The 26,532-nt window shown below is 39.7% G+C and carries 22 protein-coding genes; 13 read left to right on the top strand and 9 right to left on the bottom strand.

Annotated elements, in window-relative coordinates; all coding sequences use genetic code 11:
- The first annotated feature begins 39 nt into the window (after positions 1-39).
- Positions 40-1,041: a hypothetical protein gene (locus DRW42_RS05720; RefSeq protein ID WP_208643509.1), complete on the top strand. Its 1,002-nt coding sequence runs from the start codon at positions 40-42 to the stop codon at positions 1,039-1,041.
- A gap of 50 nt (positions 1,042-1,091) precedes the next feature.
- Positions 1,092-1,928, top strand: a complete 837-nt coding sequence (locus DRW42_RS05715; RefSeq protein WP_158544283.1) for a hypothetical protein — start codon at positions 1,092-1,094, stop codon at positions 1,926-1,928.
- 176 nt (positions 1,929-2,104) lie between these two features.
- Here the strand turns inward: DRW42_RS05715 and DRW42_RS05710 are convergent, their stop codons facing one another.
- Positions 2,105-2,788, bottom strand: a complete 684-nt coding sequence (locus DRW42_RS05710) for an arylesterase (RefSeq protein ID WP_113947873.1) — start codon at positions 2,786-2,788, stop codon at positions 2,105-2,107.
- Positions 2,789-2,891: 103 nt separating this feature from the next.
- On the opposite strand from DRW42_RS05710, the gene DRW42_RS05705 reads away from it, so the two are divergent.
- The 4 genes from DRW42_RS05705 to DRW42_RS05690 all read left to right on the top strand — a co-directional run bounded on the left by DRW42_RS05705 (position 2,892) and on the right by DRW42_RS05690 (position 8,654).
- Positions 2,892-3,581 (top strand): ABC transporter ATP-binding protein, encoded by a 690-nt coding sequence (locus DRW42_RS05705; protein WP_113947872.1) that lies wholly within the window; start codon positions 2,892-2,894, stop codon positions 3,579-3,581.
- Positions 3,559-6,108 (top strand): ABC transporter permease, encoded by a 2,550-nt coding sequence (locus tag DRW42_RS05700; RefSeq protein WP_244215201.1) that lies wholly within the window; start codon positions 3,559-3,561, stop codon positions 6,106-6,108. Before DRW42_RS05705 ends, DRW42_RS05700 begins: the two co-directional genes overlap by 23 nt.
- Positions 6,109-7,118: 1,010 nt before the next feature.
- A complete protein-coding gene (locus DRW42_RS05695) occupies positions 7,119-7,301 on the top strand; it encodes a hypothetical protein (protein WP_113947871.1) in 183 nt (60 codons plus the stop codon).
- 63 nt (positions 7,302-7,364) lie between these two features.
- A complete protein-coding gene (locus DRW42_RS05690) occupies positions 7,365-8,654 on the top strand; it encodes a gluconate:H+ symporter (protein WP_113947870.1) in 1,290 nt (429 codons plus the stop codon).
- A gap of 1,060 nt (positions 8,655-9,714) precedes the next feature.
- Here the strand turns inward: DRW42_RS05690 and DRW42_RS05685 are convergent.
- The 4 genes from DRW42_RS05685 to DRW42_RS05670 are packed head-to-tail and all read right to left on the bottom strand — an operon-like array spanning position 9,715 to position 14,523.
- Positions 9,715-10,968, bottom strand: a complete 1,254-nt coding sequence (locus DRW42_RS05685) for an outer membrane beta-barrel family protein (protein WP_113947869.1) — start codon at positions 10,966-10,968, stop codon at positions 9,715-9,717.
- 17 nt (positions 10,969-10,985) lie between these two features.
- Complete coding sequence (locus tag DRW42_RS05680) at positions 10,986-12,161, bottom strand: carboxypeptidase-like regulatory domain-containing protein (RefSeq protein WP_113947868.1); 1,176 nt, start codon at positions 12,159-12,161, stop codon at positions 10,986-10,988.
- 30 nt (positions 12,162-12,191) lie between these two features.
- On the bottom strand, positions 12,192-14,099 hold the full coding sequence (locus tag DRW42_RS05675; protein WP_113947867.1) for a M56 family metallopeptidase: 1,908 nt from the start codon (positions 14,097-14,099) through the stop codon (positions 12,192-12,194).
- A 34-nt stretch (positions 14,100-14,133) separates the two neighbouring features.
- Positions 14,134-14,523: a BlaI/MecI/CopY family transcriptional regulator gene (locus DRW42_RS05670; protein WP_113947866.1), complete on the bottom strand. Its 390-nt coding sequence runs from the start codon at positions 14,521-14,523 to the stop codon at positions 14,134-14,136.
- Positions 14,524-15,147: 624 nt separating this feature from the next.
- On the opposite strand from DRW42_RS05670, the gene DRW42_RS05665 reads away from it, so the two are divergent.
- The 3 genes from DRW42_RS05665 (at position 15,148) to DRW42_RS05650 (ending at position 18,435) form a co-directional block, all read left to right on the top strand.
- Positions 15,148-15,846 carry a hypothetical protein gene (locus DRW42_RS05665; protein ID WP_147243671.1) on the top strand — a complete coding sequence of 233 codons (699 nt, stop codon included), beginning with the start codon at positions 15,148-15,150 and terminating at the stop codon, positions 15,844-15,846.
- Positions 15,847-16,456: 610 nt separating this feature from the next.
- Complete coding sequence (locus DRW42_RS05655) at positions 16,457-17,518, top strand: response regulator (RefSeq protein ID WP_113947863.1); 1,062 nt, start codon at positions 16,457-16,459, stop codon at positions 17,516-17,518.
- A 257-nt stretch (positions 17,519-17,775) separates the two neighbouring features.
- Complete coding sequence (locus DRW42_RS05650; RefSeq protein ID WP_113947862.1) at positions 17,776-18,435, top strand: cyclic nucleotide-binding domain-containing protein; 660 nt, start codon at positions 17,776-17,778, stop codon at positions 18,433-18,435.
- 51 nt (positions 18,436-18,486) lie between these two features.
- On the opposite strand, the gene DRW42_RS05645 is transcribed toward DRW42_RS05650, so the two are convergent.
- Positions 18,487-20,730: a poly(ethylene terephthalate) hydrolase family protein gene (locus tag DRW42_RS05645; protein ID WP_158544282.1), complete on the bottom strand. Its 2,244-nt coding sequence runs from the start codon at positions 20,728-20,730 to the stop codon at positions 18,487-18,489.
- Between the two features lie 175 nt (positions 20,731-20,905).
- On the opposite strand from DRW42_RS05645, the gene DRW42_RS05640 reads away from it, so the two are divergent.
- From DRW42_RS05640 to DRW42_RS05630, 3 genes are read left to right on the top strand one after another with little or no spacing between them, the layout of a single operon-like run.
- Positions 20,906-21,583: a FadR/GntR family transcriptional regulator gene (locus DRW42_RS05640; RefSeq protein ID WP_244215200.1), complete on the top strand. Its 678-nt coding sequence runs from the start codon at positions 20,906-20,908 to the stop codon at positions 21,581-21,583.
- Positions 21,584-21,593: 10 nt separating this feature from the next.
- Positions 21,594-22,427 carry a sulfite exporter TauE/SafE family protein gene (locus tag DRW42_RS05635; RefSeq protein ID WP_113947860.1) on the top strand — a complete coding sequence of 278 codons (834 nt, stop codon included), beginning with the start codon at positions 21,594-21,596 and terminating at the stop codon, positions 22,425-22,427.
- Between the two features lie 11 nt (positions 22,428-22,438).
- A complete protein-coding gene (locus tag DRW42_RS05630) occupies positions 22,439-22,840 on the top strand; it encodes a DUF1634 domain-containing protein (protein WP_113947859.1) in 402 nt (133 codons plus the stop codon).
- Positions 22,841-23,458: 618 nt separating this feature from the next.
- On the opposite strand, the gene DRW42_RS05625 is transcribed toward DRW42_RS05630, so the two are convergent.
- Positions 23,459-24,313, bottom strand: a complete 855-nt coding sequence (locus DRW42_RS05625) for an NAD(P)-dependent oxidoreductase (RefSeq protein WP_113947858.1) — start codon at positions 24,311-24,313, stop codon at positions 23,459-23,461.
- 161 nt (positions 24,314-24,474) lie between these two features.
- Here DRW42_RS05625 and DRW42_RS05620 point away from each other — a divergent pair, with 161 nt between their 5' ends.
- Complete coding sequence (locus tag DRW42_RS05620) at positions 24,475-25,578, top strand: DNA alkylation repair protein (protein ID WP_113947857.1); 1,104 nt, start codon at positions 24,475-24,477, stop codon at positions 25,576-25,578.
- Here DRW42_RS05620 and DRW42_RS05615 read toward each other — a convergent pair.
- Together DRW42_RS05615 and DRW42_RS05610 are read right to left on the bottom strand one after the other, a co-directional pair.
- Positions 25,567-26,025, bottom strand: coding sequence for an NUDIX hydrolase (locus tag DRW42_RS05615; protein ID WP_113948063.1), 459 nt, complete (start codon positions 26,023-26,025; stop codon positions 25,567-25,569). The genes DRW42_RS05620 and DRW42_RS05615 overlap by 12 nt on opposite strands.
- A gap of 272 nt (positions 26,026-26,297) precedes the next feature.
- Positions 26,298-26,489, bottom strand: coding sequence for a hypothetical protein (locus DRW42_RS05610; RefSeq protein ID WP_113947856.1), 192 nt, complete (start codon positions 26,487-26,489; stop codon positions 26,298-26,300).
- Positions 26,490-26,532: the final 43 nt, after the last annotated feature.

Below are 26,532 nucleotides of genomic sequence, written 5' to 3'. Positions count from 1 at the left end.
AGTTTTGAACAATACAAAACATTAAATTAATAAGCAGTAATGACCCATAACATCAGTAAAGGACTTTCGATATTCTGGAGCATCTATATGTTCTTTTTCGCTATCCCATTCCCCATGTTATTATATTACAATATCAAAAGCGAAAACATGCCCAATCTGGTAGACAGCAATCCTTGGTATCCGCTTGCTTTGCTTACCCTATCTATCCTGTTCTGGACTATATTGTTAATTGGTTATTACCGCAAATGGGTAGTCCGTCCATTTTTGATCAAACGCAACATAGAAAAACTTAAAACCACCGGCGAACCGCGTGAGGCCAAAATATTAAAATCGACAAAAATTTCGAAACCGGGAGCAGCTTACGATAGCTACGAACTTGCGCTGCAGTTTAAAAACCTGGTGGGCAGTACTGTTGCTCAAATAACTACGGTAAACGATGCGAAACCTTACGAGCGCCGTTACGAAATAGGCAAAACCGTTGGTATTTTGTTAGATAGAGAGGTAAAAAATGCCCCTTATTTTATTTTTGCTTCAACAGAAGTAAGCATGAGGAAAATGATTATTGCTCTTACGAACCTGGCATGGCTAAGCTTTGCTGCCATTGTTGTTGCTTATTATGTTTATTCTTATTATTCGGAAAGCGAGGGCATGGGCTGGCGTTTTATGAGTATTGGCCACCCACTGTTAACTTGTGCATTTACATTACTACTTTACCGTGCTTTTGGCACTTTTATCCTTCGAAAATTTATCGGCAAACCTGATAATTTGTTCCTGATTAAGTTTAAAGGTACGCAAACTACCGCCCGGTTGATCAAAGCCAGCCAAACCGGAACTTACATCAATGAGCAGCCATTGGTCAATTTTGAGCTCGAATTTACAGATCAGTTTTACCATAAGCACAGGGTGAATATTAAAAGGATTGTAAACCTGCTCGATCTGGATATGACCAAACAGGAATATGTTTCTATTTTTTATCTTAAAGAGGATCCGCAGCATGCTGCTTTTGAAAGAGATTTAAATGAAGTTGAAGGAGAATTCTGATGAAAAACCCAAAGCAATTTTATAGCCTGTTTATACTTTTCAGCTTGCTTATGCTGAGTTGCAGCCATATTACCAAAAGCATTGATGAAACCTTTCATCCAAACGATTCGCTGGTTAAAAAATATAATAAAGAGAATCACTTTGATTCAAATGGCGAATATACCGGATCTACTAAAACCAGTACAGCCACAGCTGTACAGCGCCACCAGGAAAATACGATCGTAATAAATGGCGATACCATTAATACACCCGAAATGGAGCTGAAAGCGAAAGAAATGTTCCACGACATCGAATTATTAAAGCAGCAAAAACATCCTGCAGCGGCTAAAGAAATACAGAAAAGAGTAGATGAGTTTCTAAAAGAAATGAAGCTTCCTCAGGGAGGCCTTAAAAACACTAACGCAGCAAAACCGGTAGTAAAAGCAAAGAAAGCATTGTTAAGTATTCCGGATCTGGCATTGGCCCAGGAACAACTAAAGCGGTTGCCTCAATACCAAAGCAAACAAATAATGGTATACCAATCGGTTCATTTTTACGGTGATGGTTCCATAAACCTGATGTTGCAGCATCCTGTAAATCCTAAGTATGTTGATGCTTACAAATATGAGGACGGGGCATGGTCTGCGCCAAAACCAGTACTGGCCACAGATATCGAACGCAGAACATTCCCTTTAAGCAAAATGCATTTTGAAGATGCCCGGAAAGTGCTCGAAATCTATAATGAAAAAGCAGCACAGGTTGAGGATGCAAAACCGGCAACTTCTGTTTACATTTCAATCTGGGACGGAAATATGCGCTGGTTCCCACAAAGTATTAATGGTAACCGGGAACGTTTCGAAATCCAGTTTAACAATGACGGAACACTTAAAAGTTTTAGGAAGGAATGAGAATATGAACAAGCCAATTGTAGCCATCATCGGTCGTCACCCTGAATTTATTTCAGGGTCTTACAGTCGCAAGATGCTGAAATAAATTCAGCAAGACGCTAAGCTTAGATTATTGCACCCAGTTCTCTGTCCTCAGCGCCTTTTCTCTTTGTGCTCTCTGAGTTAAAACGAAAAAACTACAACAATCCTTTCAGCACCACCCAAACATTTTCTGCTAAAATCTTATCCCCTTCTGCCGTTGGGTGTATACCATCTGCCTGGTTTAATTTCGGTACACCGCCAACTTTATCCAATAAAAACGGTATCAAAGCCATCTGGTTTTTCTTTGCCAGATCAGGGAATATGTTCTTAAAATCCGAAGCATATTTAGCGCCCATATTCGGTGGCACCTGCATCCCCGCCATTACCAGCTTCACATTCGGATATTTGGCTTTTACGCGATCGATAATATCCTGAAGGTTTTTTATTGTTTGCACAACAGGTAAGCCTCTTAAACCGTCGTTGGCCCCCAGTTCGAGCACAAAAATATCAACAGGCTGTTTCAATAACCAATCTATCCTTCCCTTGCCACCTGCAGAAGTTTCGCCACTTAAACCACCATTAATTACATTATAGGGCATTTTTAAAGAATCAATCCTATTCTGGATCAATGCCGGGTAAGCTTCAGTTGGGTCGAGCCCATATCCTGCCGTTAAGCTTGTACCAAAAAAGAGGATATTTTTCTTTTTAACAGCTGTAACAGATGTTTTTTGGTCAGCCGAATCTAAAGTTTTATCCTTATTGCTCTTACTTTGTTGATTTCCACAGCTTAAGAGTATCAGGCTCAAAACAAATAGCCCCATTAATCGTTTTCGTAACATATCTAATAAATCTATATCTAATTATCGTTAAACATTATCTTAACAGGCACTGGCCCGTTATGTTTGGCAAAAATCTATACGCAAACCCTAAATAAATCAGCTATTGGAAAGCATATTGAACATCCGAAATGTAAGCAAAATTTACCAAAGTGCCGGACGGGAACTCACCGTTTTGGATAACATCAATTTTTCTATTACTGCCGAATCAACCGTTGCCATTACAGGTCCATCAGGAAGTGGAAAAACTACACTACTCGGCTTATGTGCCGGATTAGACAGGGCCAGCAGCGGAACGGTTGAACTGAATGGTATTGCCTTAGAAAAACTCAATGAAGATGAGCGTGCTGCAGTGCGGAACCAATATGTGGGTTTTATTTTTCAGAATTTCCAGCTACTACCGACTTTAACCGCACTCGAAAATGTGATGGTGCCCTTAGAATTGAGGGGGGCAAAAAATATTAAAGCCCATGCCTTGGAGCTACTGGATAAAGTTGGTCTGGCCGATCGTTCCCATCATTACCCCATCCAGTTATCAGGCGGCGAGCAGCAAAGGGTTTCGCTTGCAAGGGCATTTTCAAATCAACCGGCTATTCTTTTTGCCGACGAGCCAACCGGAAACCTCGATGCTGAAACAAGCGAAAAAGTAATCAAATTGCTGTTCGATTTAAACAAAGATGCCGGAACCACTTTAATCATCGTAACACACGACCTTGAACTTGCAGCCAAAACCTCAAGAAATATCAAAATTAAAGGTGGTGTAATCCTTTCAGATGAAAACCTCACTTATGCCTAATAGCCATCCAACGCAAAGCATCAAATTTTCTTGGCTGTTTAAAATGGCCTGGCGCGATAGCCGGAAAAACCGCGCACGTTTACTGCTTTTTATATCATCAATTGTTTTAGGTATTGCAGCACTTGTGGCGGTGTATTCGTTTAAAGATAATCTGCAAAGGGATATAGATGCACAGGCGAAAGAACTTACGGGTGCCGATCTGGTGCTGGATAGCCGCAAAGGGGTAAGCAAAGCGATGCAAAAAATGCTCGATACATTGGGCGATGAGCGCTCGCAGGAGAAAACATTTGCCTCGATGATCTATTTTCAGAAAGGTGGTGGCAGCCGTTTAGTACAAATGAAAGCCCTACAGGGCAACTATCCTTATTATGGCACAATAGAAACCATTCCATTGGCCGCAGCAAAGAATTTTCAATCCGGAAGAAACGCCCTAGTTGATCAAACCCTGATGCTGCAGTATAATGCTAAAGTGGGCGATTCGGTTAAAGTGGGCGATCTTAATTTTAAAATCTTAGGTACTTTAATTAAAGCGCCCGGACAAACAGGAATCGGCTCGAGCATTGCCCCTACGGTATATATTCCGCTACAATTACTCGATAAAACCAACCTGATTAAAACCGGAAGCAGGATCAACAATAAATTTTATTTCAGGTATGATAATCCAGCCGGAATTGATGCCTGGGTTAAAAAACAGGATGCAAGACTAGAAAAAGAAGGTTTTGATGCCGACACAGTAGCGTCGCGGAAAGAACAAACGGGGCGATCATTTAAAGATGTAAACCGTTTTCTGGCCTTATCAGGATTTATTGCTTTATTATTAGGTTGTGTTGGCGTTGGCAGCGCTATTCATGTATACATTCAGGAGAAATTAAGTGCCATTGCCACTTTGCGCTGCTTAGGTTTAAAAGCGCGGCATGCTTTTTTAATTTACCTCATCCAGGTATTTTTTATTGGATTAATCGCATCAGTTTTGGGAGCTATTTTAGGCACGGGTATACAGTTTCTGTTACCTTTAGTGCTTAAAGATTTTCTTCCGGTCGAAATTACCATGCAGGTTTCGTGGATGGCCGTTGGTCAGGGGATTTTACTTGGCCTGATTATTTCCATTCTTTTCGCACTCCCCTCACTCCTATCGGTCAGGAAAATTTCTCCGCTAAATGCCATCAGGGCATCATTCGAGAAAACAGGAGGCAGAAGAGATCCACTAACCTGGCTGGTTTATATGCTAATGGCTGCCTTTATTACCGGTTTTACCCATTTACAGATGAAAACCTGGATACAAACATTCGCTTTTACGCTGAGTATAGCCATTGCTTTTGTACTGTTAATTGTATTGTCAAAACTACTGATGTTTCTTGTAAGGAAACTCTTGCCCAACTCCTCGGGTTATTTATGGCGACAGGGTTTTGCTAATCTTTACCGTCCGAACAATCAAACCCTGATGCTTACGGTTTCCATTGGTTTATCTACCGCATTTATCTGTACGTTATTTTTTGTGCAGGGCATATTGATGAGCCGTGTTACACTTTCATCGGGGGCCAATCAGCCCAATATGGTGATGTTCGACATTCAGAATACGCAAAAAGAAGGGTTAGACAGCTTAACCAAAGCCTTTAAATTACCCTTGATGAACCAGGTGCCTGTAATTACCATGCGGATTGAAGAAATTAACGGGAAGAAAGCCAGTGCAGATACCAATAACAGAAGGGCTTACCGCAACGAGATCAGGGCTACTTATCAGGATACCTTAACCGCAGCGGAGAAAATTACTTCAGGTAAATGGACTGGAAAAATAAAACCCAATGAAACGGTTTACATTTCCTTAGACCAGCGTTATGCCCAATCTATCAATGTAGGTTTAAATGATAAAATCCTTTTTAATGTTCAGGGCATGATGATCCCGACCGTTGTAGGCAGTTTGAGGGAGGTAAACTGGAGCCGCATGCAAACGAATTTCAGGGTGGTTTTTCCGGCTGGTGTACTGGAAGAAGCACCACAGTTCCATGTATTGATGACGAGGGTACCATCGGGCGAAGTTTCTGCACGTTTTCAGGGCGAAGTGGTACAAAAGTTCCCTAATGTTTCGGTAATCGATTTGGATTTGGTTCTAAAATTATTAGATGAGCTGTTGGGCAAAATTGGTTTCGTCATTCAGTTTATGGCTGGCTTTAGTATGGTTACCGGGTGGATTGTGCTCATTTCATCCGTATTAACTAGTAAAAACCAACGGATAAAAGAAAGTATTTTACTGCGAACCATGGGCGCGAGCAGAAAACAGATTTTGGCCATAAATGCAATTGAATATTTTTTTCTGGGTGCATTTGCAGCTGGTGCAGGATTGATTTTAGCCGTTGGCGGAAGCTGGGCACTGGCTAAATTTATTTTCGACGCTGCATTTATTCCGCCATTTTTACCAACGCTGTTGTTATTTGGCTCTATAGTATTGCTGGTGGTGATTACGGGTGTATTGAGCACGAGAAGTATTTTAAACCAGCCACCATTGAAGATATTGAGAACGGAGGGGTAAAAAGCGGGAAGTGCCATGCGATTAGCGTGTGGCGTTTTGCGTTAACTTAATCATCGGGAAAGCAGATACAGGCATTGAGGAAACAAAGCCGGGAGAGGATTAATTTCACTTTTTTTATCGAATAAAACTCAAAGCCCTATATATCAAACGATTACTATTAATCATTGATGATTTTATTCCATCAACCATATTACATTTTTTTACCATTAAGGAATTAAGAACATTAAGGCCTCTTGTCGGCGGTTAGCACTTGATCATTGAAAATTAGTCATTGGTGATTTTAATTCCATCAACCATCTTACATTTTTTTTACGATAAAGAAATTAAGAACATCAAGTCCTCTTGTCAGCGGTAGTACCAGGTCATTGAAAATTGGTCATTGGTGATTTTAATTCCATCAACCATTTTACATCTTACATTTTTTTACCATTAAGGAATTAAGAACATTAAGGCCTCTTGTCAGCGGTAGTACCTAGTCATTGAAAATTGAGCATTGGTGATTAACAATCCGCGCCTATCTTCTTAAATCTGCGGGAACAAATATTATAATCTCCCGCTGATTTCACTGATCACCGCAGAATTAATTTCATCTGTAAGGTTTGATAAAACGCGAGTACGTCTCCGTGTTTTCGGTGAATCTGTGGCAAAAGATAAGCTATTGTTATGATCATAATAGATCATTGAAAATTGAGCATTGGTGATTAACAATCTGCGCCTATCTTTTTAAATCTGCGGGAAAAATATTTATAATCTCCCGCTGATTTCGCTGATCACCGCAGAATTAATATCACCTTTGTCTACTTGGGCCTATCTGTAAGGTTTGATTAAAATGCGATTATTTCTCCGTGGTTTAAGTGCATCCGTGGCAGAAAATCATCTACCTGCGATCGCGATTGCTCATTGAAAATTGATCATTGGTGATTAATTCCATCATCCATTTTACATCTTACATCCATCCATCATTTACTCCATTTTCAATTATTTAAGCAAATTTCGATACTTTTACCATTATGATCAGATTAAACAACGATACACCAAATGATATTCTCCAGGATGTAAAAGTCGGAGATATGGTAACCGATACCTTCAGCAAAACCGGACTGGTAGAAAATATAGAGATTAGTGATGATGGCCTTTACCGTATTTACGAATTTAACCTCGTTACCGGAAGAACCATTACTGTAAAAAAGTAAACACCAGAAATTAACATCTGTGTGCATCTGCTGTAAAAAAACATCTACCTAATCCCTAACCAAATGTCATTACTTATCCTACTTTTCGGTATCCTGCTGCTTTTTATCTTGATTTTGAAAAAGATCAACCCGATGATTGCCTTAATTGCCGTAGCCATTATAACCGGTTTATTACTGGGAATGCCTGCTACAAAAGTAATGACTTCGATCAGCAACGGGATTGGCAGTACACTGGGTAGTATGGTGATGGTTTTAGCACTCGGTGCCATGATGGGCAAGCTGATTGAAGACAGTGGTTCGGCAAAAAAGATTGTTTTTATCCTGATCAGGGCTTTTGGTAAAAAGAATATCCAATGGGCCGTGTTATTAACCGGTTTACTGGTGGGTATACCCCTATTTTATAATGCAGGTTTTGTGGTTTTGATCCCTTTGGTATTTGCCATTTCGGCCACCACAGGCATTTCGAAACTTTATATTGGTATCCCGATGGCTACCGCACTTTCGGTAACACATGGCTTTTTACCGCCTCACCCGGGTCCGGTAGCTTTGGCAGGCATTTTCCATGCTGATATTGGTAAAACGTTAATTTATGGATTAACCCTAAGCATTCCGATTGCTATTATTGCAGGAATTTATTTCCCAAGGTTAATTATTAAACGTGATCAATCTGCTGCGCTTCAGGATTTCAAAATTGATGAGGAAGAACATCTGCCTTCAGCCTCGCGAAGTTTTATTACAGCACTTTTACCTGTATTTTTGATCATTGCCGGAACAGTAGGAAGCACTTTTAAAATGGATTATACCGGCAAAGCTTTATTCGTATTTCTGTCCGATCCTACGGCAGCACTTTTAATTTCAGTCGCCATTGCGCTAGCTGTTCAAAAAACAAGTATTTCCAAAGCCATGGAATCTTGTGCAGAAGGTGTTAAAAGTATCGCCATGATTATTTTGATTATTGCAGCTGGTGGTGCATTTAAACAGATCTTGATTGATAGTGGTATGGGCGAAACCGTTAAACAACTTACCGGAGGTTTAAATTTATCGCCATTATTGCTGGCCTGGTTGATTACTGCATCATTGCGTATAACCTTAGGTTCAGCTACGGTTGCAGCTTTAACTGCATCGGGCATGGTATTACCACTTATTGGCCCGGGCGCACCGCCAGAGTTAATGGTTTTATCGGTAGGCGCTGGAAGTTTAATGTTTTCGCACGTAAACGATACTGGTTTCTGGATGTTTAAAGAATATTTTAATCTCAGCCTAAAAGAAACTTTCCGCACCTGGACCATGATGGAAAGCCTGGTTTCTGTATTAGGGCTTGTTGGGGTGTTGGTATTGAACCAGTTTGTTTAAACTCATCGTCATTTCGAGGGATAATTCATTGTATAAAGATCGATATGGTCGACAAAGAAATTAATACTTACCCCCAAAAAATACAGTCATTTTGAGCGGAGTGCAACGAAGTGGAGAAATCTGCCGCGAACAAAATCCACTCGAGATAGATCTCTCCCTGCCCGAAGCAGGCGGGCGTTCCGCTACGCTTCAGTCGAGATGACAACCCCCTTTGGAGGACTTTATCATTATTAAGAAACTGCAAGTAAGCAAAAGTTCCTTCGTGTTTTCCGTGAATCAGTGGCAAAAAACGAATGTCTTAGCGAGACGCTAAGGCAAATAAGGGCAAAAAATATGCTGATTATCATGCATGTCATTACAAACTAAACTTCCCTCATACGTCATTTCGAGCGGAGTGCAACGAAGTGGAGAAATCTGCCGCGAAAATTCCACTCGAGATAGATCTCTCCGTTCCGCTACGCTTCAGTCGAGATGACGCCCCTCTTTGGAGGATTTTATCATTATTAGGAAACTGCAAGTAAGCAAAAGCTCCTCCGTATTTTCGGAGTCTCCTTGTCAAAAAACGAAGGTCCTAGCGAGACGCTAAGACCAATAAGAGCAAAAAGCATGCTGATTATCATGCATGTCATTACAAACTAAACTTCCCTCAATACGTCATTTCGACCGTAGTGTAACGAAGTGGAGAAATCTGCCGCGAAAACTCCACTCGAGATAGATCTCTCCTGCCCGGAGCAGGCGGGCGTTCCGCTTCGCTACAGTCGAGATGACGCCCCTCTTTGGAGGACTTTATCATTATTAGGAAACTGCAAGTAAGCAAAAGTTCCTCCGTGTTTTCCGTGAATCAGTGGTAAAAAACGAAGGTCTTAGCGAGATACTTACAATGCTATTAAGTTAAGCCAATAACCCCCGATAAACATAATTTAACCACAGATAAAAAGGATGCACACAGATAAAATCCGTGTTTATCTGTGTGAATCTGTGGTTAAAAAAACCTAAGTCAATAGCATTGGGGATGCTAAGAACAATAAAGAGATCGGGATTACAAACCCCGACCAACGTATTAATTTTTTACCCTGTTTTTTTCTGCATCTGCACCAGAAGATTCATGCTTGGATGGCGTAGAAAAGGCCTTACCAAAACGGTAACTGTAACTCAACACAACCGATCGCGAATCTTGCCTGTTAACCCAGTTTGCCTCTGTTGCTGCAAGGTTATTGATAACACCGTTGAATACCCTGGTTCTGAAAATATCATTCGCAGTTAATTTTAAGGTGCTTTTTGCCGACAGTTTTTTCTGTACTGCTGCACCAAATTCGTGTACCTCGCCCAATAGAAACTGCACATTAGATAATTTACTCTGGTAACGCATGTTTACTTCTGCATTCCACGTTGGACTGATTTTAAACTGCAAATTCGGGTTGGCCCTTAAATAGCTGCCATTGGTAACCAAAAAACCTGTGTAAAAATCTGTTTTCGAAACTATTTTTGCATACTCCACATAAGCGTTAAGTTTAAGCCACTTTGTAAAATCGATATCCGCATTTACTGAAACACTTGCTACCCTGGTTTTACCCACATTGGCCGGCCTGCTATAATATGTTCCATCTACAATTTCGATGGTTTCATTTACTTCATCTTTCACCCAGCTGTAACCGAAAGTGGTGGTAATTTTACTCTCAAAAGTATGTGATAACTCGATGCTTTGTGTAAATGATGGCTTTAAAAAAGGATTTCCAACATAATAGGTGAACTTATCCAATGGAGAAAAAAACGGGTTAAGGTCCTGATAATATGGCCGATCAATCCTGCGTCCATAGTTTAAACCTAACTCATTATGTCCGGCAGTATCAAGTTTATAAGTGAAATAAACTGTTGGAAACAGGCTGTTATATGTTCTTTTAAAGCTCGAATCGGGTTTAATCAGGTTCCCTAACTGGTGACCGTTTGACACCGTATTTTCGTACCTCAAACCAACCTGAAGCGAAAACCTCTTCCCTTCCCTGCTCATGTTCAGGTACGCGGCATTGATATTTTCCTCATACAAAAAGTGATTGCTTTTTTCGTAATCTGCACTCGTTTTTCCTCCTGCGGTATTAAAATAATCAGCAATATTATTGGTTTTAGTATAAGCTGTTTTAGCACCTGCATCAATTTTCCATTTATTTTCAAGCGGATGCGAATAATCAATTTTAGCGGTATAGATATCGATATTCGAAGGCAAATTACCCGTTAAAATGTCCTGGTATTTCAAAGTTCCGGAGGGCAGATAACTGAAATTGTAATAAGTCTGATCAGTCTGGTTACGGTAAAGCAGGTAATCTGCATCAAAGGTTAGCTCCCTTCCTGTTTGTTTAAATTATGCCTGTAATTTAAGTTTACTCCGGCATTCTGGTATTTAATCTGGTCGATGTTTTCGGCCCTGATTACCGAATCGAGCTGCATCGATGCGTTTGATAAATTGCTGGTATTGTTATTTACCTGTTTAGAAATCCGGTTCATGCCGGTAAACACAACACCCCAGGTAGTTTTATCAGAAACATAATAATCGAGCCCCGTTTTTAAATTAAACGTATTGCCATGCCTGCGGAAATAAGAGTTTTGATTAAAGTAGGATTTGGCACTACCATCGTTGTTCTTATATTTCCGGTTCAGATCAAGGTCGGTAAAACTGTTGTTTAGGTTGTAACTTAAATTGCCGAAAACATTAATTTTATCCTTACGGTAGTTAAAATTAAAACTATTGTTCGATCGGCTAAGTTCTCCCTGGTTGAGGCTTAAGTTAATCCCTCCGTTAAAACCCGCAGATTTCGTTTTCTTTGTTTTGATGTTGATTACCCCACCGTTTCCTGCGGCATCGTATTTGGCAGGCGGATTGGTCATCAGTTCGATCTGATCAAGCGATGAAGAGGGCAACGACCGCAGGTAATTTTCGAGATCAGATCCCGATAAGTAAGTTGGTTTATCATCAATAAAAATAGCCACTCCACTTTTGCCCTTCAGCGAAATTGCGCCGTTCTGATCTACATTCACCCCCGGCGATTTACTTAATACATCCAAAGGAGTTGTTCCGGCATTGGAAATCAGGGCATCAACATTTACTACCGTTCGGTCTATCTTTCGTTCTACAAAAGCTTTCTGCCCTGAAACATTTACCTCTTTCAAATTGGTTCCTCCGGTACTGATTTTAATATCGGATAAAGCCATAACCGTATGGCTGGCATCTACAACCAGGGTATCTGTTTTGTATATCGGCGACCCAACCACTGATATTTTAATGAGGTACTTCCCATACGCCAGTTTATCGAAACTGAATACACCATCTTTCTCAGTGAAGGTTGTTTTAAGCAAAACCGAATCTTTAAGCAGGGCTGCCGTAGCAAATTCGATACTTTTTCCTTCGGCATCCAATACACGACCATAAATTCTGGATGCAGGTGTTTGAACCTGGGCAAAAGTAAAGGCAATATTCATCCATACGGCTAAAAAAGCCATCAGTTTAAATTTCATGATGTGGGGTTGGATTAGCGCTTTTAGATTTTAGTTTTTATTATTTTCGACCAGGAAATTATACATCAAAGAGTGGCCATCATTCTTTAAAAACCTCTTTTTATATTTTTGCTGAACATCAGCATTTTGTTTTATACCGTTTACAATCAATTCATCTTTGTTAAGCTTATAAGAAAGTTTGTTGGTACTGCTGATTATACCATCTTTCATCAGCTCCTGATTGATTTCGCTGGTATAATCATGTCCATCGCCATTGGTTACCGTTTTTGAAGTAACTGTTCGCTGCGAACCCGTTTTTGTGCTCGTACTTTCATTATAAACCGGAGGAGTTGGAGGTGTGGGTGGAGTTGCCGGCGTGGCAGGTACAGCTACTGCAGCTCCTGATACCTGCGGTGCTTTAGGTGCCCTTGGCGCTCTGGCGGGGCGTGGCGGACGAGGTGGTCTAGGTACCTGATGATTTTGACTATTTTTATCATCCTGAGCCCATTTCTCATCTGCTTTTGCCCATTTCTCATCCTCCTTAGCCCATTTTGCATCTTCAGCAGCTAATTTAGCATCTTCTTTTGCAAACCTCTCGTCTTCCTTTCTAAGCTTTTCATCTGCAATCCTTGCTTTGGCATCCTCTTCTCTCACCCTTGCATCTTCCCTTGCTTTTTTTGCATCACCCCTTAAAGCTTTTTCATCGGCTTGCCTGGCTTTTAAATCTTCCTTCGTTTCCTGTTGTTTTTGTTTTTCATCCAGCTGTTTCAACTGGCGGTCCATTTTTGCGTTGATCTCTTTTTCCAGTTGATCTCCTGACTTTTTTTCTGCAGGTTTATTTTTCCTGATGGTATCCTGTAAAGCCACAATTGAACTGGCTATTTCTTTTTTGGTAACTGTTTTTGCACTGCCTACGCTTTTAAAGGCTGCAGTGCAAACCACTACCGATATCAGGGCGATGGTTAATATTGTTTTTTCCATTTTGTTTAAAGTTGAATTGGTATTGAATAACATCCTGCTTGCTCTGTGCAGCAGGCTACCTTTCCTGCCCGTAACCGCCATGGCGTAAGCAGGTGCACGCTGCTTAAACTCCTGGCACACGATAAGGGCCTGAACATAGTTTTTACGATCGTTAACACAGGCAATGGCCAAATCATCGCAACAATGTTCGCGCTCTGTTTTTATTAATTGCGATACCCAAAGTACCGCCGGGTTAAAGAAGAATACAATTTCGATAAAACTCTGTAATACGTTTACCAGGTAATCTTTACGTTTAATATGCGCCAGTTCGTGTGAGAGGATAGCCTCTACTTCGGCATTCGACAAACCATTGATTAACCCTATTGGAATAAGGATTAAAGGCTTAAAATGCCCTACTACCATGGGCACCTGTGCAATGCCCGACTGCACCAGCTTAACCTGCTGTGTTAAGCCTAATTTTGCAGCCAGTTCATTTAATTTTTCGTCCCATTTCTGACCCGCAGCATAGGTTTTATGCCTGCGTAGATGATACACACCGTTTAAGCCAACCATTAACTGGATACTTTTTCCACAGATGATCAGGAACCACACCAAAACAATCTGATAGGCATAAGCATTCCATAACGAAAGTACTTTGCTAATAACTGAATACATATCCTGCTGCACATTAGTAACTACCTGCTGATCGGTTATTGCATTGGGCAGGTTAATCCCCGTTTGGTGCACTACCTGCGATTGAGCAGGATATACTGGTTTTTGAAGTTCTGTATAAAAGGCAAAACCGATTGCAATAACAAAAAGCCCTAAACATACTGTAAGTAAATTATAACGTAATGCTGCGCTCGCCTTACGGGTGGTAAACATTACCAAACCGGCAAGCAAAGCTAAAATTACCCCAAGCCATAACGAGTGGAACAAGGTGGCACCCAGGGCATGAAGCCAGTTTTCGGGCAAAAGGTTAATTAATTTGAATTCCATAATTGTGGTTCTTTGTAGAATCTGTTGTTATTAATTATTCCATGCTATCCAATAGCCGCTTAATCTCTTCTATTTCCTGTTTTGACGTTTTCTCATTACCCAAAAGCTGCATCATCAATTGCGAAGCAGATCCTTTGTATAGCGTATTTACGAAACGATCAAGCAACTGTACTTTGGTTTTCTCCTCTGCCTCTACCGGAATATAAATGTGTTTCATTTGGCTCTCATCACGTTTTAAAATTCCTTTTTCCGTTAAAATCTGCATCTGCTTTAAAGTTGAAGTATAGTTTACTTCCCTCTTTTCGTTCAGTTTATCGTTTACAAACCGAACAGTACTCGGTCCAAACTCCCATAGTACCTGAAGGATTTCAAGTTCAGCTTTGGTAGGTTCGGGCAGATTATTATCAGTTTGAATACTTTTCATATCCTAAAGGTACGATGTTTTTCGTACGATACAAATATTAGGATTAATAATTTTATTAAAAACACATAACAAACTGATTACAAGATAAATAAATTAAACTCAAATTAATACCAATGGTATACTCTCGAAAAAAATCGTCATCTCGATCGAAACGCTACTTGTACCGATTTTACATCTGTAATGGAACAAATAGATCTATCTCGATTTAACCCCGCTGAGTATTAAGATGGATATTGGCTTCATTGCACCCAGGCCATTTTTTACCATGTAAGACATTTAAGGGTATATAAGCTTACATGCTCTCATATTCCTTATATGGTTAAATAGCGTGCAATTCATAAAACGACTATTTGAATAGCTTAGATGTTCTCAGGTGACTCAGTGGTAAATCAAATAGCGTAATGTTTATTTTTTATCACCACCTTAGGCATCTGAGATCACCTGAGTTTTATAGGTAGTATCTGGTGAAGAGCCATTTTGATCACAATCACCAATCACCTTAATTTCTATCAAGGGAAATCCGGCAATAGCTTAGCAAATTTGAAGTTAAATCTATCCCTATGTTCCCAGTTTTTGTTTACGGGTTACATTTTACTGGCTTATCAATTTAAAATGACAGCTAAAATGGACTCTATTTATGGATTGTTTCTCAGATACCTGATATTAACAATCATTTACCTTGTGCTGCTTACAGGATTTGGTGAATATTACTTTTTTACCAGTCTTAATGTCGAAATCCTCAACTTTGATGATATTAGCGACCTGATATCGTCTCAAAGGGGCCTCAATCATTGGGAAACATCAGTTTTTTTGATTTTTTTACCTTTTTTCATTACGCTTGGCTTTATCATGCACTTATGGATTTTTGATACTACGACGTTAAAACGTGCCCGAAACCTGGCTTTTCTGATCGGAATATTACCATTTTCTTTTTTGCCTGCACTCATCAGTTCCGAACAAACCGGAACATCGTTGCTCCTGATTGGGGTTTCATTGATCCTTTTACTTGTTTTGTGGATTATCCTCTTTCACATCAGGATGTTCCAGTTCAGCTATTTATCCATTCACCTCTTTATCTCCTGCTGTATATTAACCACTTTTATGGTTGTTAACCGGATTGACAACTGTATTCAAAACTGTTTAAACAGCACAATGAATTTAGGAGCCGTTCAGAACTCCTGCGCTGAAAAAGCAAACAGTCCTGTTGTTTTTATCGGCAGCACCTCATCTTTTAATATTTATTATTCACCAACCGAGCAGAGAAGTATCATAATATATAAAACAGCGCGAAAAGTTAATCAGGCTATAGAAACCACTAATTAACTACTGTAAACAGCATTTTCAACTTAGGCAAAGCACTTAAATAATACCTGCGGCAGCTTAATTTGGGTATTTTTAACTATAATCAATAAATAATTTGACAATTATCAATCTATTTATGCATATTTATCATCATTTTTATTGGAAATTTGTCTATTAATCCCTATTAAAACCTAAAGGAAATGTTTTTCTTGCAATCCCGCGTTAAAAAAACCTGTAGTTTTTTTGATAGGCTAATCAATATGATCTCCTTTTTAATCAAGATGTTTTTTGCTCCTGATCTCCATTTGCAAATAAACTGGCAACGGCTGATCGCTTTAACTACATATTCATAAATGAAAATTTTTAGTCTATTACATCACCGCATACCTATTGGTGCCAATTTTGTCGGGCTTTGTTTTACAAAAGTTGCGCACAACCAAAATAAATTACTTTCAATTTCTGCAGCTTCTTATATCATCCCCAATCATCCATCTTCCTTTTCGAGCGTTAACAGCCTGGCTTGCAGCAAAAATATTAATCAGATAAAAACAGTATCCGGGAATAAGCCTTAATGCCTTTTTTACTTATTCAAATAACAATGATTGTCCTTAGGGTTAAACATAAAATTTAAATGGAGGGATCTAAAGTCTTGATTGTACTCGAGGATTTTGATTTAAGGATAAAAATCACAGAAATACTTACTATCGCAAAATACGATGTAAAATCAACAAACAGTGGAAAGCAGGCGATAGAGATGATCAGGACTACACCTGTTGACATTATCATTTCAGGAGTAAATGTTAATGAAATAGATGGGATCGGGTTGTTACAGGTTATTAATAAATTTAGGGAAACCGCGGGAATAAATTTTATAATGCTATTGAATAACAAAGATTACGACCTTGCCCGCAGGGTAATGGAACTTGGCGCCGATGGCTACCTGATGAACCCCTTTGATGATGGAGAACTGCTTAACCAGGTTGAGGTTAGGCTCAGAAAAAAAAGATTACAACACGAATTATTTTTAAAACAACATACCCAGTTAAGAAATATACACAACACCAAAGACGATTTATCGTGGTTACGATCGCGGTTTGAAGGAAGTTTGCCCAGGCATTTTAAAAAAAACCAGGTGCTTTATTACAAAGGAGAAAGACGTGCACTTGGCCTCCATTATATTGTGTCGGGGAAGATAAAAACTTATGTGGCAGATACCGCCGGGAATGTACTGATTACAGGCATTTATGGCCCGCACGAGTATTTTGGACTTCAGGGCACATTATTAGGTACCGAAAACAAAGAAATTGCCGAAGCGATAGATAGTACCGAGATATTAACCATCCCTTTTAACGATGTGCAACACTTAATTACTGACTATCCTGAAATATTTGCAGTTTTTGCAAAAGATCTTGCCCAAACGCTAAACAACCGCGACGAAAAACTGTTAAATATAGCTTATTACTCGGTACGCAAGCGGATTGCAAATGCCATTATCAGTCTTACACAACCCGGGCAGGACGATGATAATGGCAGATTTATTCTACCCAGGTACGATCTGGCCTGTTTGGTAGGTATTGCAACCGAAACATTAAGCCGTGTACTGGGCGATTTTACAAAAGAGGGCTTAGTTAAAAAAGCAGGCAACAATATTATCGTAACGGATATAAAAGCGTTAAAAATGATGAAAAACTGATGTTTTGGTTAAAAATGAGAAAGATCAAGATAAGGGTTGACCAAGATCAGAGGGAAATTAAATTTAGATACAGAACTTAGTAAAAACTAATCTGAAAGGGTTAGTATAATATTTATAATCATGGCCATGGCTAAAAAACTAAAACGTTTTTAAAGCGTGTACATTAATGTGAGGTTTGAAAATGTGGGGCTTAACAATACCGAATAACAAACAATAAACCAAATAATGATGATACTAAACCACTTAACTAAATTAACATGGATGTAGCTTATATTAAATATTTTTATAAGGTTTTTCTTCCTTTATTAGACCGGGTAAAAGACAGGGCAGCGCTTCGTTTTCTGTACAGGCATACCGCCTTTTTTACCATCCAAAAAGGAAAACCCCTTTTCAGGCCAAACAGTACTGCCGCAAATGGCAGCATCATTATTATAGCAGATGGATTGGTAAATGGCTTTTTGCTGAATAAGGATGCAGAACAGGCTAATATATGGTTGGGCAAACCCGGAAGCATTTACATCTGCGATGATTTTAGCTTTACCGACCATACTTTTAATCTTTTAGCTATTGAAGATACTGTTGTATTGATTATAGATAAGAAAGAGCTTGAAGAAGGTTGTAACTGGTATCCTTCGCTCGATTCGTTATTTAACTTTTATCTGCTGCGCAATGCGATGGCCGATGCGAACAACAGGAATATCCTGTTCAGGATGCAGAACATTGAGAATAAAACCCGATTATTCAGACGCATGTACCCTGGTTTATCCGAACGGATCCCTGCAGAACTGCTGCTCTCCTATCTCGAACCACATTTAGCCCTGAGATCGGAACACGATATACAGCTTGATGAAATATTTAACGAAAAACTGATTCACAAACCCTGGTCTTTAATGTTAAAGGAAACCTACTTCGGTTAGCATACCTTGCTGTTGAATAAGAATGAAGATCTTATTCAACAGCGGTTATTGTTATGGTTTATTAATGATCAGAAGATCGTCCATAATAACATCACCCGAAACCGTTTTATTAAATACAAACCTGATTTTACGCACATCGTTAAGCTGAAACGATGTACCGGTTCCCAAAATTTTAGCCACATCAAAATAGAAAAAGTCGGGCACTGCTTCCGAGTTTGGATAATCGTTGAGCAGCTTAAACTTGCTCAGGTTTTTGGCCATTTGTGGCTGCAGGTAACTACAGCTGCTAAGTGGAAAAGAAAATTGCCGTTTTTTACCATCTTCCAGCAAAATTGTGAAGTTGATCGGTTTAGCTTTTCCGTCATTTTCTTTCCCCTGGGCCAATGAAAAGCTCAGCATTTTGCCGGATAATGAAATCGGGGCTGATAGGCTGAGGGAAAAGAAAGCAGGCTGATGTTTTGGTTTTATGCTGTCCCAGCCCAGGTAAACGGCTTTTGTAACCTGCAATCCCCACAAAAATTTATTCTGCTGCTCTTTCCACTCGCGCAACCCGCTCGTGGTAAACCGGCCGCCGTTAATAGTTGCCGAATTAACATCCACATCTTCATCAAAATTGGCCAGTACTGTTTTTTGGGCAGGTTCAAACTGGCTCATATACAACTTTTTGGGCAACCAGTTTCTACCGAAGCGCGAATCCATAAAAAGCGGCTTATAATCAGGTTGATCATTAATCGTAGTTTCTAAAAAAGAACTGACAAACACGCTTAATATTTTTTGCTGCTCCTGTTCAGTCATTAATTGCCTTAAATTAAACCGGTTAATGCCTGGCCCGGTATCATCTCTTCTGCCCCATACCGAATTAAACTGACCGTGATTGGCCGCACTCAAATAAAGGCCGGCCTTAAATCCATTAAAATTTGGTGAGAATTCTATCCTTTTCATAGTGGCTAAACCGCCATAAGTTTGCATATCCATATCGAGTGCACCCTGGATTACAAAATAATTAATGTCCTTCGCAACCGTTAAAGTGCCTCCTGGCTTATACTGACCATCAACAGGAGCAATGGCCACAACAGCACCAATATTGAAATTAAAATTAAATACTTCTCGCGCATCATCCGGATAATGGTGAAGTTTATTAAACATTGCAGCATGGGTTACTGCTTCGCCACCTCTGGAATGACCGATGATGGCAATCTTATCCATATTTATTTTTTGATAAAAGATATTTCCGGCAGTATTGTTCCAATTGCGCAACAGTTCAAGGTGTTTTAAAAGCAACCAGGCCCTTGCTGCGTTTTCATTTTTCAGGCCTCCACCAAATTCGCCCAGATCAGTAAGCGAAAGGTTAAGGAAATTTTCATCAACCGAAACCACCATATAGCCACGACTGGCAAACAATTCTCCTAAAAAGGTATAACCCGGGTCGGAAGCTTGCTGGCCCAAATGATTTCCATGGATAATCATCACGAGGGGCAGCGGTCCTTTTTTTTCTTTTGGATACCAAACCAGCGCATTCATGGGTAAAGCTTTTTGATCGAAACCAAAATACATCGTTCTCAATTTTCCCGAAATACCGGCCCATGATTTAAGTAACCGCGATCCATCAATACTTTTTGTTTTTATCCCTACACCATCTCCAAATTCTGTCCGCCATTTATCCTTTCCGCTTCCATAGGTCAGAAAAGTAGGGTTGTAAGTGCCCTTTAGCGATGGATCTGGCAGATTCAAGGCAACAGGCAAATTACCTTTCATTTTATAATTTTCTACATCCTGCGGGCTGTTTCCCTGCCCTAAAAAAACAGCAAGTCCCCATACAAATGCCCCCGAAGAGAGGATCAACGCGGCAAACCAAAAAATACGTTTTGCATTTTTTAACGGAAATAAACTACCTTTTTTCCATTGGTAAAGCCCCGTTAAAATCAATACTGGTAAAAGAACCATCGCAGCAATCAGTAACCAGCCATAGGTTTCAGGAAGATGAAAAAAGTTGAAGGCCGCCAGGTAACCCAATACAATGGCAACCTGGTAAACAGAAGGAATGCATCGGAACAGCTTTAAGAGCCACACGATTAAGATCGAAAGAATAAGGCCACAGGCAATATAAAACAGCAGGTAGGCAATGAGATACGCGGATGAAATGTGCTGATAAAGATAAAAAACATGCATTACCGATAAAAAAACCACCACAAAAGCAACAATGAGCTTCCCTGCGATATCAGGTGATTTTTCTGTTGGTGAAAGAAATTCAATAAAGCGTTTAAAGATGGATCTAGTTTTTTTGATGATAGTCATGATAATTATGGTAGATGTACACAACAACAATAAGTGCCTGATGAAGCAGCTGTTCATCAAATTAAATAAAAATCATAAAGTATCAAAATGAGTCCCTTTATTAAGGACCTGATCAGACAAATCAAAAATGAGATTGCTCAGACACAAAACATCAGATGTTTAAAAATAACATCGTATGTTTGTATCATTAATTGAAAATAAAATGAAACAGGAAAGCAGGCTTTTTGAGCAAATTGCTGTTAAAATCAGAAGCGATATTAAAGAAGGCAGGTTTAAGGTGGGAGAAAAAATCCCTTCGGAGCCAGCCTTAATGGAATTGTATGGCGTTGGCCGATCTACCATCAGGGAAGCCGTTAAATCATTAACCTTATCAGGCATCCTTACCGTACAACAAGGTTTTGGAACCAAAGTTAACCCTATTCCTGCCGAACCTTTTGAACAGCGTTTACGGAGTTCTGATTTTGGAGAAATTAACCAAGTGAGGGCTTTACTCGAGCAGGAAATTGTTCGTCTGGCTACTCAAAACAGAAGTGATGCCGATTTAAATGCCATTAGCGAAGCCCTTGAAAAAAGAAAAGTAGCCATTGAAAATGGTTTGAGAACAGCATGTACCAATGCTGATATCGAATTTCATTTAGCCATTGCACGGGCTTCAGGCAACCATGTGCTGGCCAGTCTTTACGAAAGTTTTACCGTAGTTATCCGCGATTTTTTTGCCAAACGTGCGCCATCGGGCATTACCCATTTCGCCATGAGCCATCATTTACACCAGGCATTGTTTAATGCGATATATAACCATGATGCCGATGCTGCCCGCGAAATTACCACCACCATTTTGAACAACAATCATTAAATATTAAATCATGTCAATTTTAACTTTCACGCTCATCTTAATACTCGGGGCCTATCTTGCAGGCCTGGTGGGCTCGCTAACCGGACTCGGTGGCGGAGTAGTTGTTATCCCATTGCTTACCCTTGTTTTCCATGTTGATATCCGCTATGCCATAGGTGCGGCGCTGCTGGCTTCGATAGCCAATTCATCAGGTGCGGCCAGTGCCTACATTAAAGAAGGAATTACCAATATCAGGCTGGGCATGTTTTTAGAAATCGCCACTACCATAGGTGCCGTAATTGGCGCATTAATTGCAGTTTATACACCAACCAATACCATCGCCATACTTTTTGGAGCAGTGCTTTTGTTTTCTGCTGCCATGACTTTAAGAAAGAAAAACCAGGAAGCTTTAACCGAAGGCAGCAATCTTTCGGCTGTACTTAAACTCAACAGCAGTTATCCAACTCAAACCGGAACAGTTGATTATAAACTTAAGAACATCGGGGCAGGTTTTTCAATCATGACCGTGGCCGGAGTAATGTCGGGTTTGTTGGGGATTGGTTCAGGAGCTTTAAAAGTACTGGCCATGGATACTGCAATGAAAATCCCATTTAAGGTAAGTACCACTACCAGTAACTTTATGATTGGCGTTACCGCTGCAGCCAGCGCCGTGGTGTACCTGCAGCGTGGTTATATGGATCCGGGGATTGCGTTCCCGGTAGTACTGGGTGTACTGGGCGGTGCATTTACCGGTGCCAAATTGCTTACAAAAATTAACCCTGCAACCTTGAGGATTATTTTCTGTATCGCCATTACTTTCGTTGCCCTCGAAATGATTTACAATGGTTATCATCATAAATTTTAAATCAGAACAAAATGAAAAATATGATCTCAACACATCTTATACAAGACCGCGATGTAGAGAAAATTGTGGGTAAATTGCTAAGGTTTGGCGTAATCACTGCCAGTCTGATTGTTTTACTGGGTGGTATACTCTTTTTAGTACAGAACGGAGCACAAGGCCGGCCTGATTACCATATTTTTAAAGGCGAAGAAAGCGATTTCATTACTTTTAAAGGCATTTTTATGGGTCTTTTTACTTTTAAACCCATGGCTATTATCCAGTTTGGCGTCTTGCTTTTGATCATTACACCGATTATGCGGATAATATTTTCGCTCTTTGCTTTCATCCTGGAAAAAGATAAACTTTATGTGATAATTACGTTAATTGTCCTCGCTATTATCATGATCAGCACTTTTGGTGGATTGAAAGTTTAAAGTAAAGTCATCATCCTGAACTTGTTTCAGAATCTTTTTGCATTAATTTCTCCGTGTTTTCTGTGTCTCTGTGGCAAAAGAGATTATGCTATGTGAAATAGGTCTTAGCGAGACGCTAAGACCAGTACTGGGTATTGCAATAAAAAGAATCGTCATCTCGACCGAAACGCAGTGGAGCGCCCGCCTGCTTCGGGCATGGAGAGATCTATCTCGAGTCAGGTTTAGCTTCGCTGAATCTTCGGGTTCTCGACTTAGCTGCACTCCGCTTATAATGACTCCCGTATAAACCATTGATAATCAGCTTTATTTTTTTTACCATATAAGACATTTAAGGGCATATAAGCTTATATAGTTCTTAAATTAATATATGGTCAAACAGAATACAACTTTACGAAAGCGGATATTTAAGAGCTTAGATGTTCTCAGGTGGCTTAGGTGGTAAATGAAACAGAGTAGTGTTTATTTTTTATCACCACCTTAGGTACCTGAGATCACCTGAGTTTTACAGGTGGAAAAATTTAGAAATAATTTAACCACCATATAAAAACGTCATTCCGATTTTTTCAGGCCACAGCCTGATGTTTATTCGAAATGACGGTATTTTGAAGGGGTAACTTTCTACCCTTTTACCTCTTTAATCACCGCAATCAGGTCTTCTTCTCCATATTTAAACGATGCGGCTTCAAAAGTATTCAATGCAGTTTTAGCCAGGGGCGAATCCAAACCGATGGCTTTGGCTAAATTCAAATCCTTTACGATATGCTTAAGGGCAAAAGCAGGCTTATAATTACCGGCGATAATGGCATCTCCTTTAATTTTAGTAAAAACATTGGCAATGGCGCCATTATTAAGCAAATTAAGCAGATCTTCAGTTTTAATACCCTGTTGATTGGCAAACAATACTGTTTCGGCCAAACCTTGGGTATATAATGCCAACAGCGAGTTAATGGCTAATTTTGCGCCATTCCCTGAACCCACATCCCCTAGACGTACCGCCATTTTACCCATTTTTTCGAGGATAGGCTTTACCTGCCCGAAAGCAGTTTCATCACCGCCAACCATAACCACCAATTGAGCGGTTTCGGCCTGCTTTACACTTCCCGAAACAGGAGCATCTAAATATTGTGCACCTTTATCCCTGCATAATGCTGCCATCTCTTTTGAAATTGCCGGAGAAACCGTACTCATGTTGATGATTACTTTGCCAGAAATATCAGCGCTAAAAAGACCATCTTCCGAATTAAAAATCTGTTCAATTGCGGCATCATCTGATACCATTAGTACCAATACATCTATTTCGCTAATCAGGTCTTTAGGCGTTCCTGCAACTGATGCACCCATTTCTTTCAGCGAGGCTTCTTTATCTTTGCTCCTGTTGTAAACCGTAACTTTATAATCTGCATTTACCAATTGTCCGGCCATTGGGATACCCATGTTACCCAAGCCAATCCAACCTATTTTTGTTGTGTTCATTCCATTGTTTTTATGATAAACAAATGTGGCAAAGAAAATTTAACAATTAGTAAAAATACCAGTGCAAAAGATTATTATGAGAAACCACATACATTTACTAATAATATTAGTAAATTAGCCGCGTTATAATTCGATTTTTAGACTGAGCAACTCCCAGCAATATGGCAAGCCCCCTTAAAGATTTATATTCTCCTGCTTTTTACGATCGCTTAACCAAAGCTTTGGCTGTCACCATTCCAGGTTTCGACAAAGGAAAATTCGTTAAAGAGATTTTCAGTCCGGATTTTGAGTCTAAAGAACTGAAAGAGCGGATGAAACATACTTCAAAGGTTTTGCACAATTTCTTGCCGGCAGACTACGCCCAAAGTATTGAGCTGATCAAAAAGACCATTTCACAATTAAGGATTCAGGGGATTGGTGAGGATGGCCTGGCTTTTATGTTCCTGCCGGATTATATTGAAACTTATGGCATTAACCATTTTGCAACCTCTGTTGAAGCCTTAGAATTTGTAACACAATTTGTAAGTTGCGAATTTGCAGTACGTCCTTTTATTTTGAAGTACGGAAATGAGATGATTTTAAGGATGCAGCAATGGTCGTTACACGAAAGCCACAAAGTGAGGAGATTGGCCAGTGAAGGCAGCAGGCCGCGTTTACCATGGGCCATGGCTATCCCTTTTCTCAAAAAAGATCCAACTTCTATTTTGCCGATACTGGAAAATCTGAAAACTGATCCATCAGAATATGTACGCCGCAGTGTGGCCAACAGCTTAAACGATATTGCTAAAGATCATCCACAAGTAGTGCTGGATATTGCAAAAAAATGGTCGGGTTTGGGGGACGAAACAGATGCGATTATTAAACATGGCAGCCGGACTTTGCTTAAACAAGGTCACGCCGATATTCTTAAACATTATGGTTTAGATGATAAGGGAATTTTGTTAAGTGATTTTAAAATCCTTACACCTGAAATCAAAATCGGCGAAAGCCTCGAATTTTCATTTTCGATCCTGAATGAAAATCCTGCGGAACAAAAAGTGCGTTTGGAATATGCCATTTATTATAAAAAACAAAATGGCCAGAACACCAAAAAAGTTTACAAAATTTCGGAGCGGATTTATCCTGCCGGTGCAAGTGTTAATGTTGTTCGCAAACAAAAATTTGTGCTGATTACCACAAGAAAATTCCATTTGGGCGATCATCAGATATCGATGATTATTAATGGTGCTGAAAAAGAAATTTCAAGCTTCGAATTAACTGCTTAGTTTCGAAATGAGTTCATCGAGCAGGGCAACCTGTTTTTCGTTAATGTGTTTAACGGCTTCACTGTAAATAAACCATGCAGCTTGATCAATTTCGGCAAAACTTTGCTTTTTGCCCGAACGGGGAGGCCACTCGATTTCGAAAGTATTGCTAACAATAGTTGCAGGATCAATATCACCAGCTATGGCCCAGCAAAAAACTTTTTTACCTCCTTTTTGAACAACCGGCGATAATTCTATAAAATCACCTGAAAGAGTTTTGCCCGTTTCTTCAGCAAATTCGCGGATAGCGGCTTTTAACGCTTCTTCATTTTCATTTAATTCACCTTTGGGGATGGTCCAAAAACCAAGGTCTTTTTTAGCGAAAAACGGTCCGCCAGGGTGTACGAGAAAAAACTCGACATTTTGGTCTGTTTTTCTGAAGAGGAGAATTCCGGCGCTTTGTTTCATGGGGATAAGATACAGAACCTTTGTTAGATTAATATTTTCAAAATCATCAATTTTTAGCCCCATTCCTTAGGCAGTCGTCATGCTGAATTCATTTCAGCATCTTTCCTGCGAGATAGACCCTGAAATGAATTCAGGGTGACGGTCCTTAGTTTAGCATATAAGAAAATCTGATTAAATGTTATTAAAATCGAATTGAGGAAAAAAAAGCAGCTAAACTTTACGTTTAACTGCTTTTATATAATCTGGTATGAAAAGATTTTTTTGGAGGCGTTTTACAACAATCCGTACAAACCGTGCGCATAGTTCCTTAATGACGACGATACCGTCTTCATCTTGTCAGGTGATGGGCCCTTTACTTTATAGGCTTCAGGATGAAGTTCTAAAGGTTGTTCATTAACTTGTTCTAAGGTACTTTTGTTGCCTAGTGTTGCATTTTGTTCTTCGCTTAATTTTAAAGGTGCCATGATCTTGAATTTATACTAGAGTAACATGATTTTTAAAAATAAG

It is taken from the genome of Pedobacter miscanthi (assembly GCF_003315595.1).
Lineage (GTDB): Bacteria > Bacteroidota > Bacteroidia > Sphingobacteriales > Sphingobacteriaceae > Pedobacter > Pedobacter miscanthi.
Note: the sequence above shows the minus strand (reverse complement) of the source record. Positions and strands in the feature narration are given on the sequence as shown.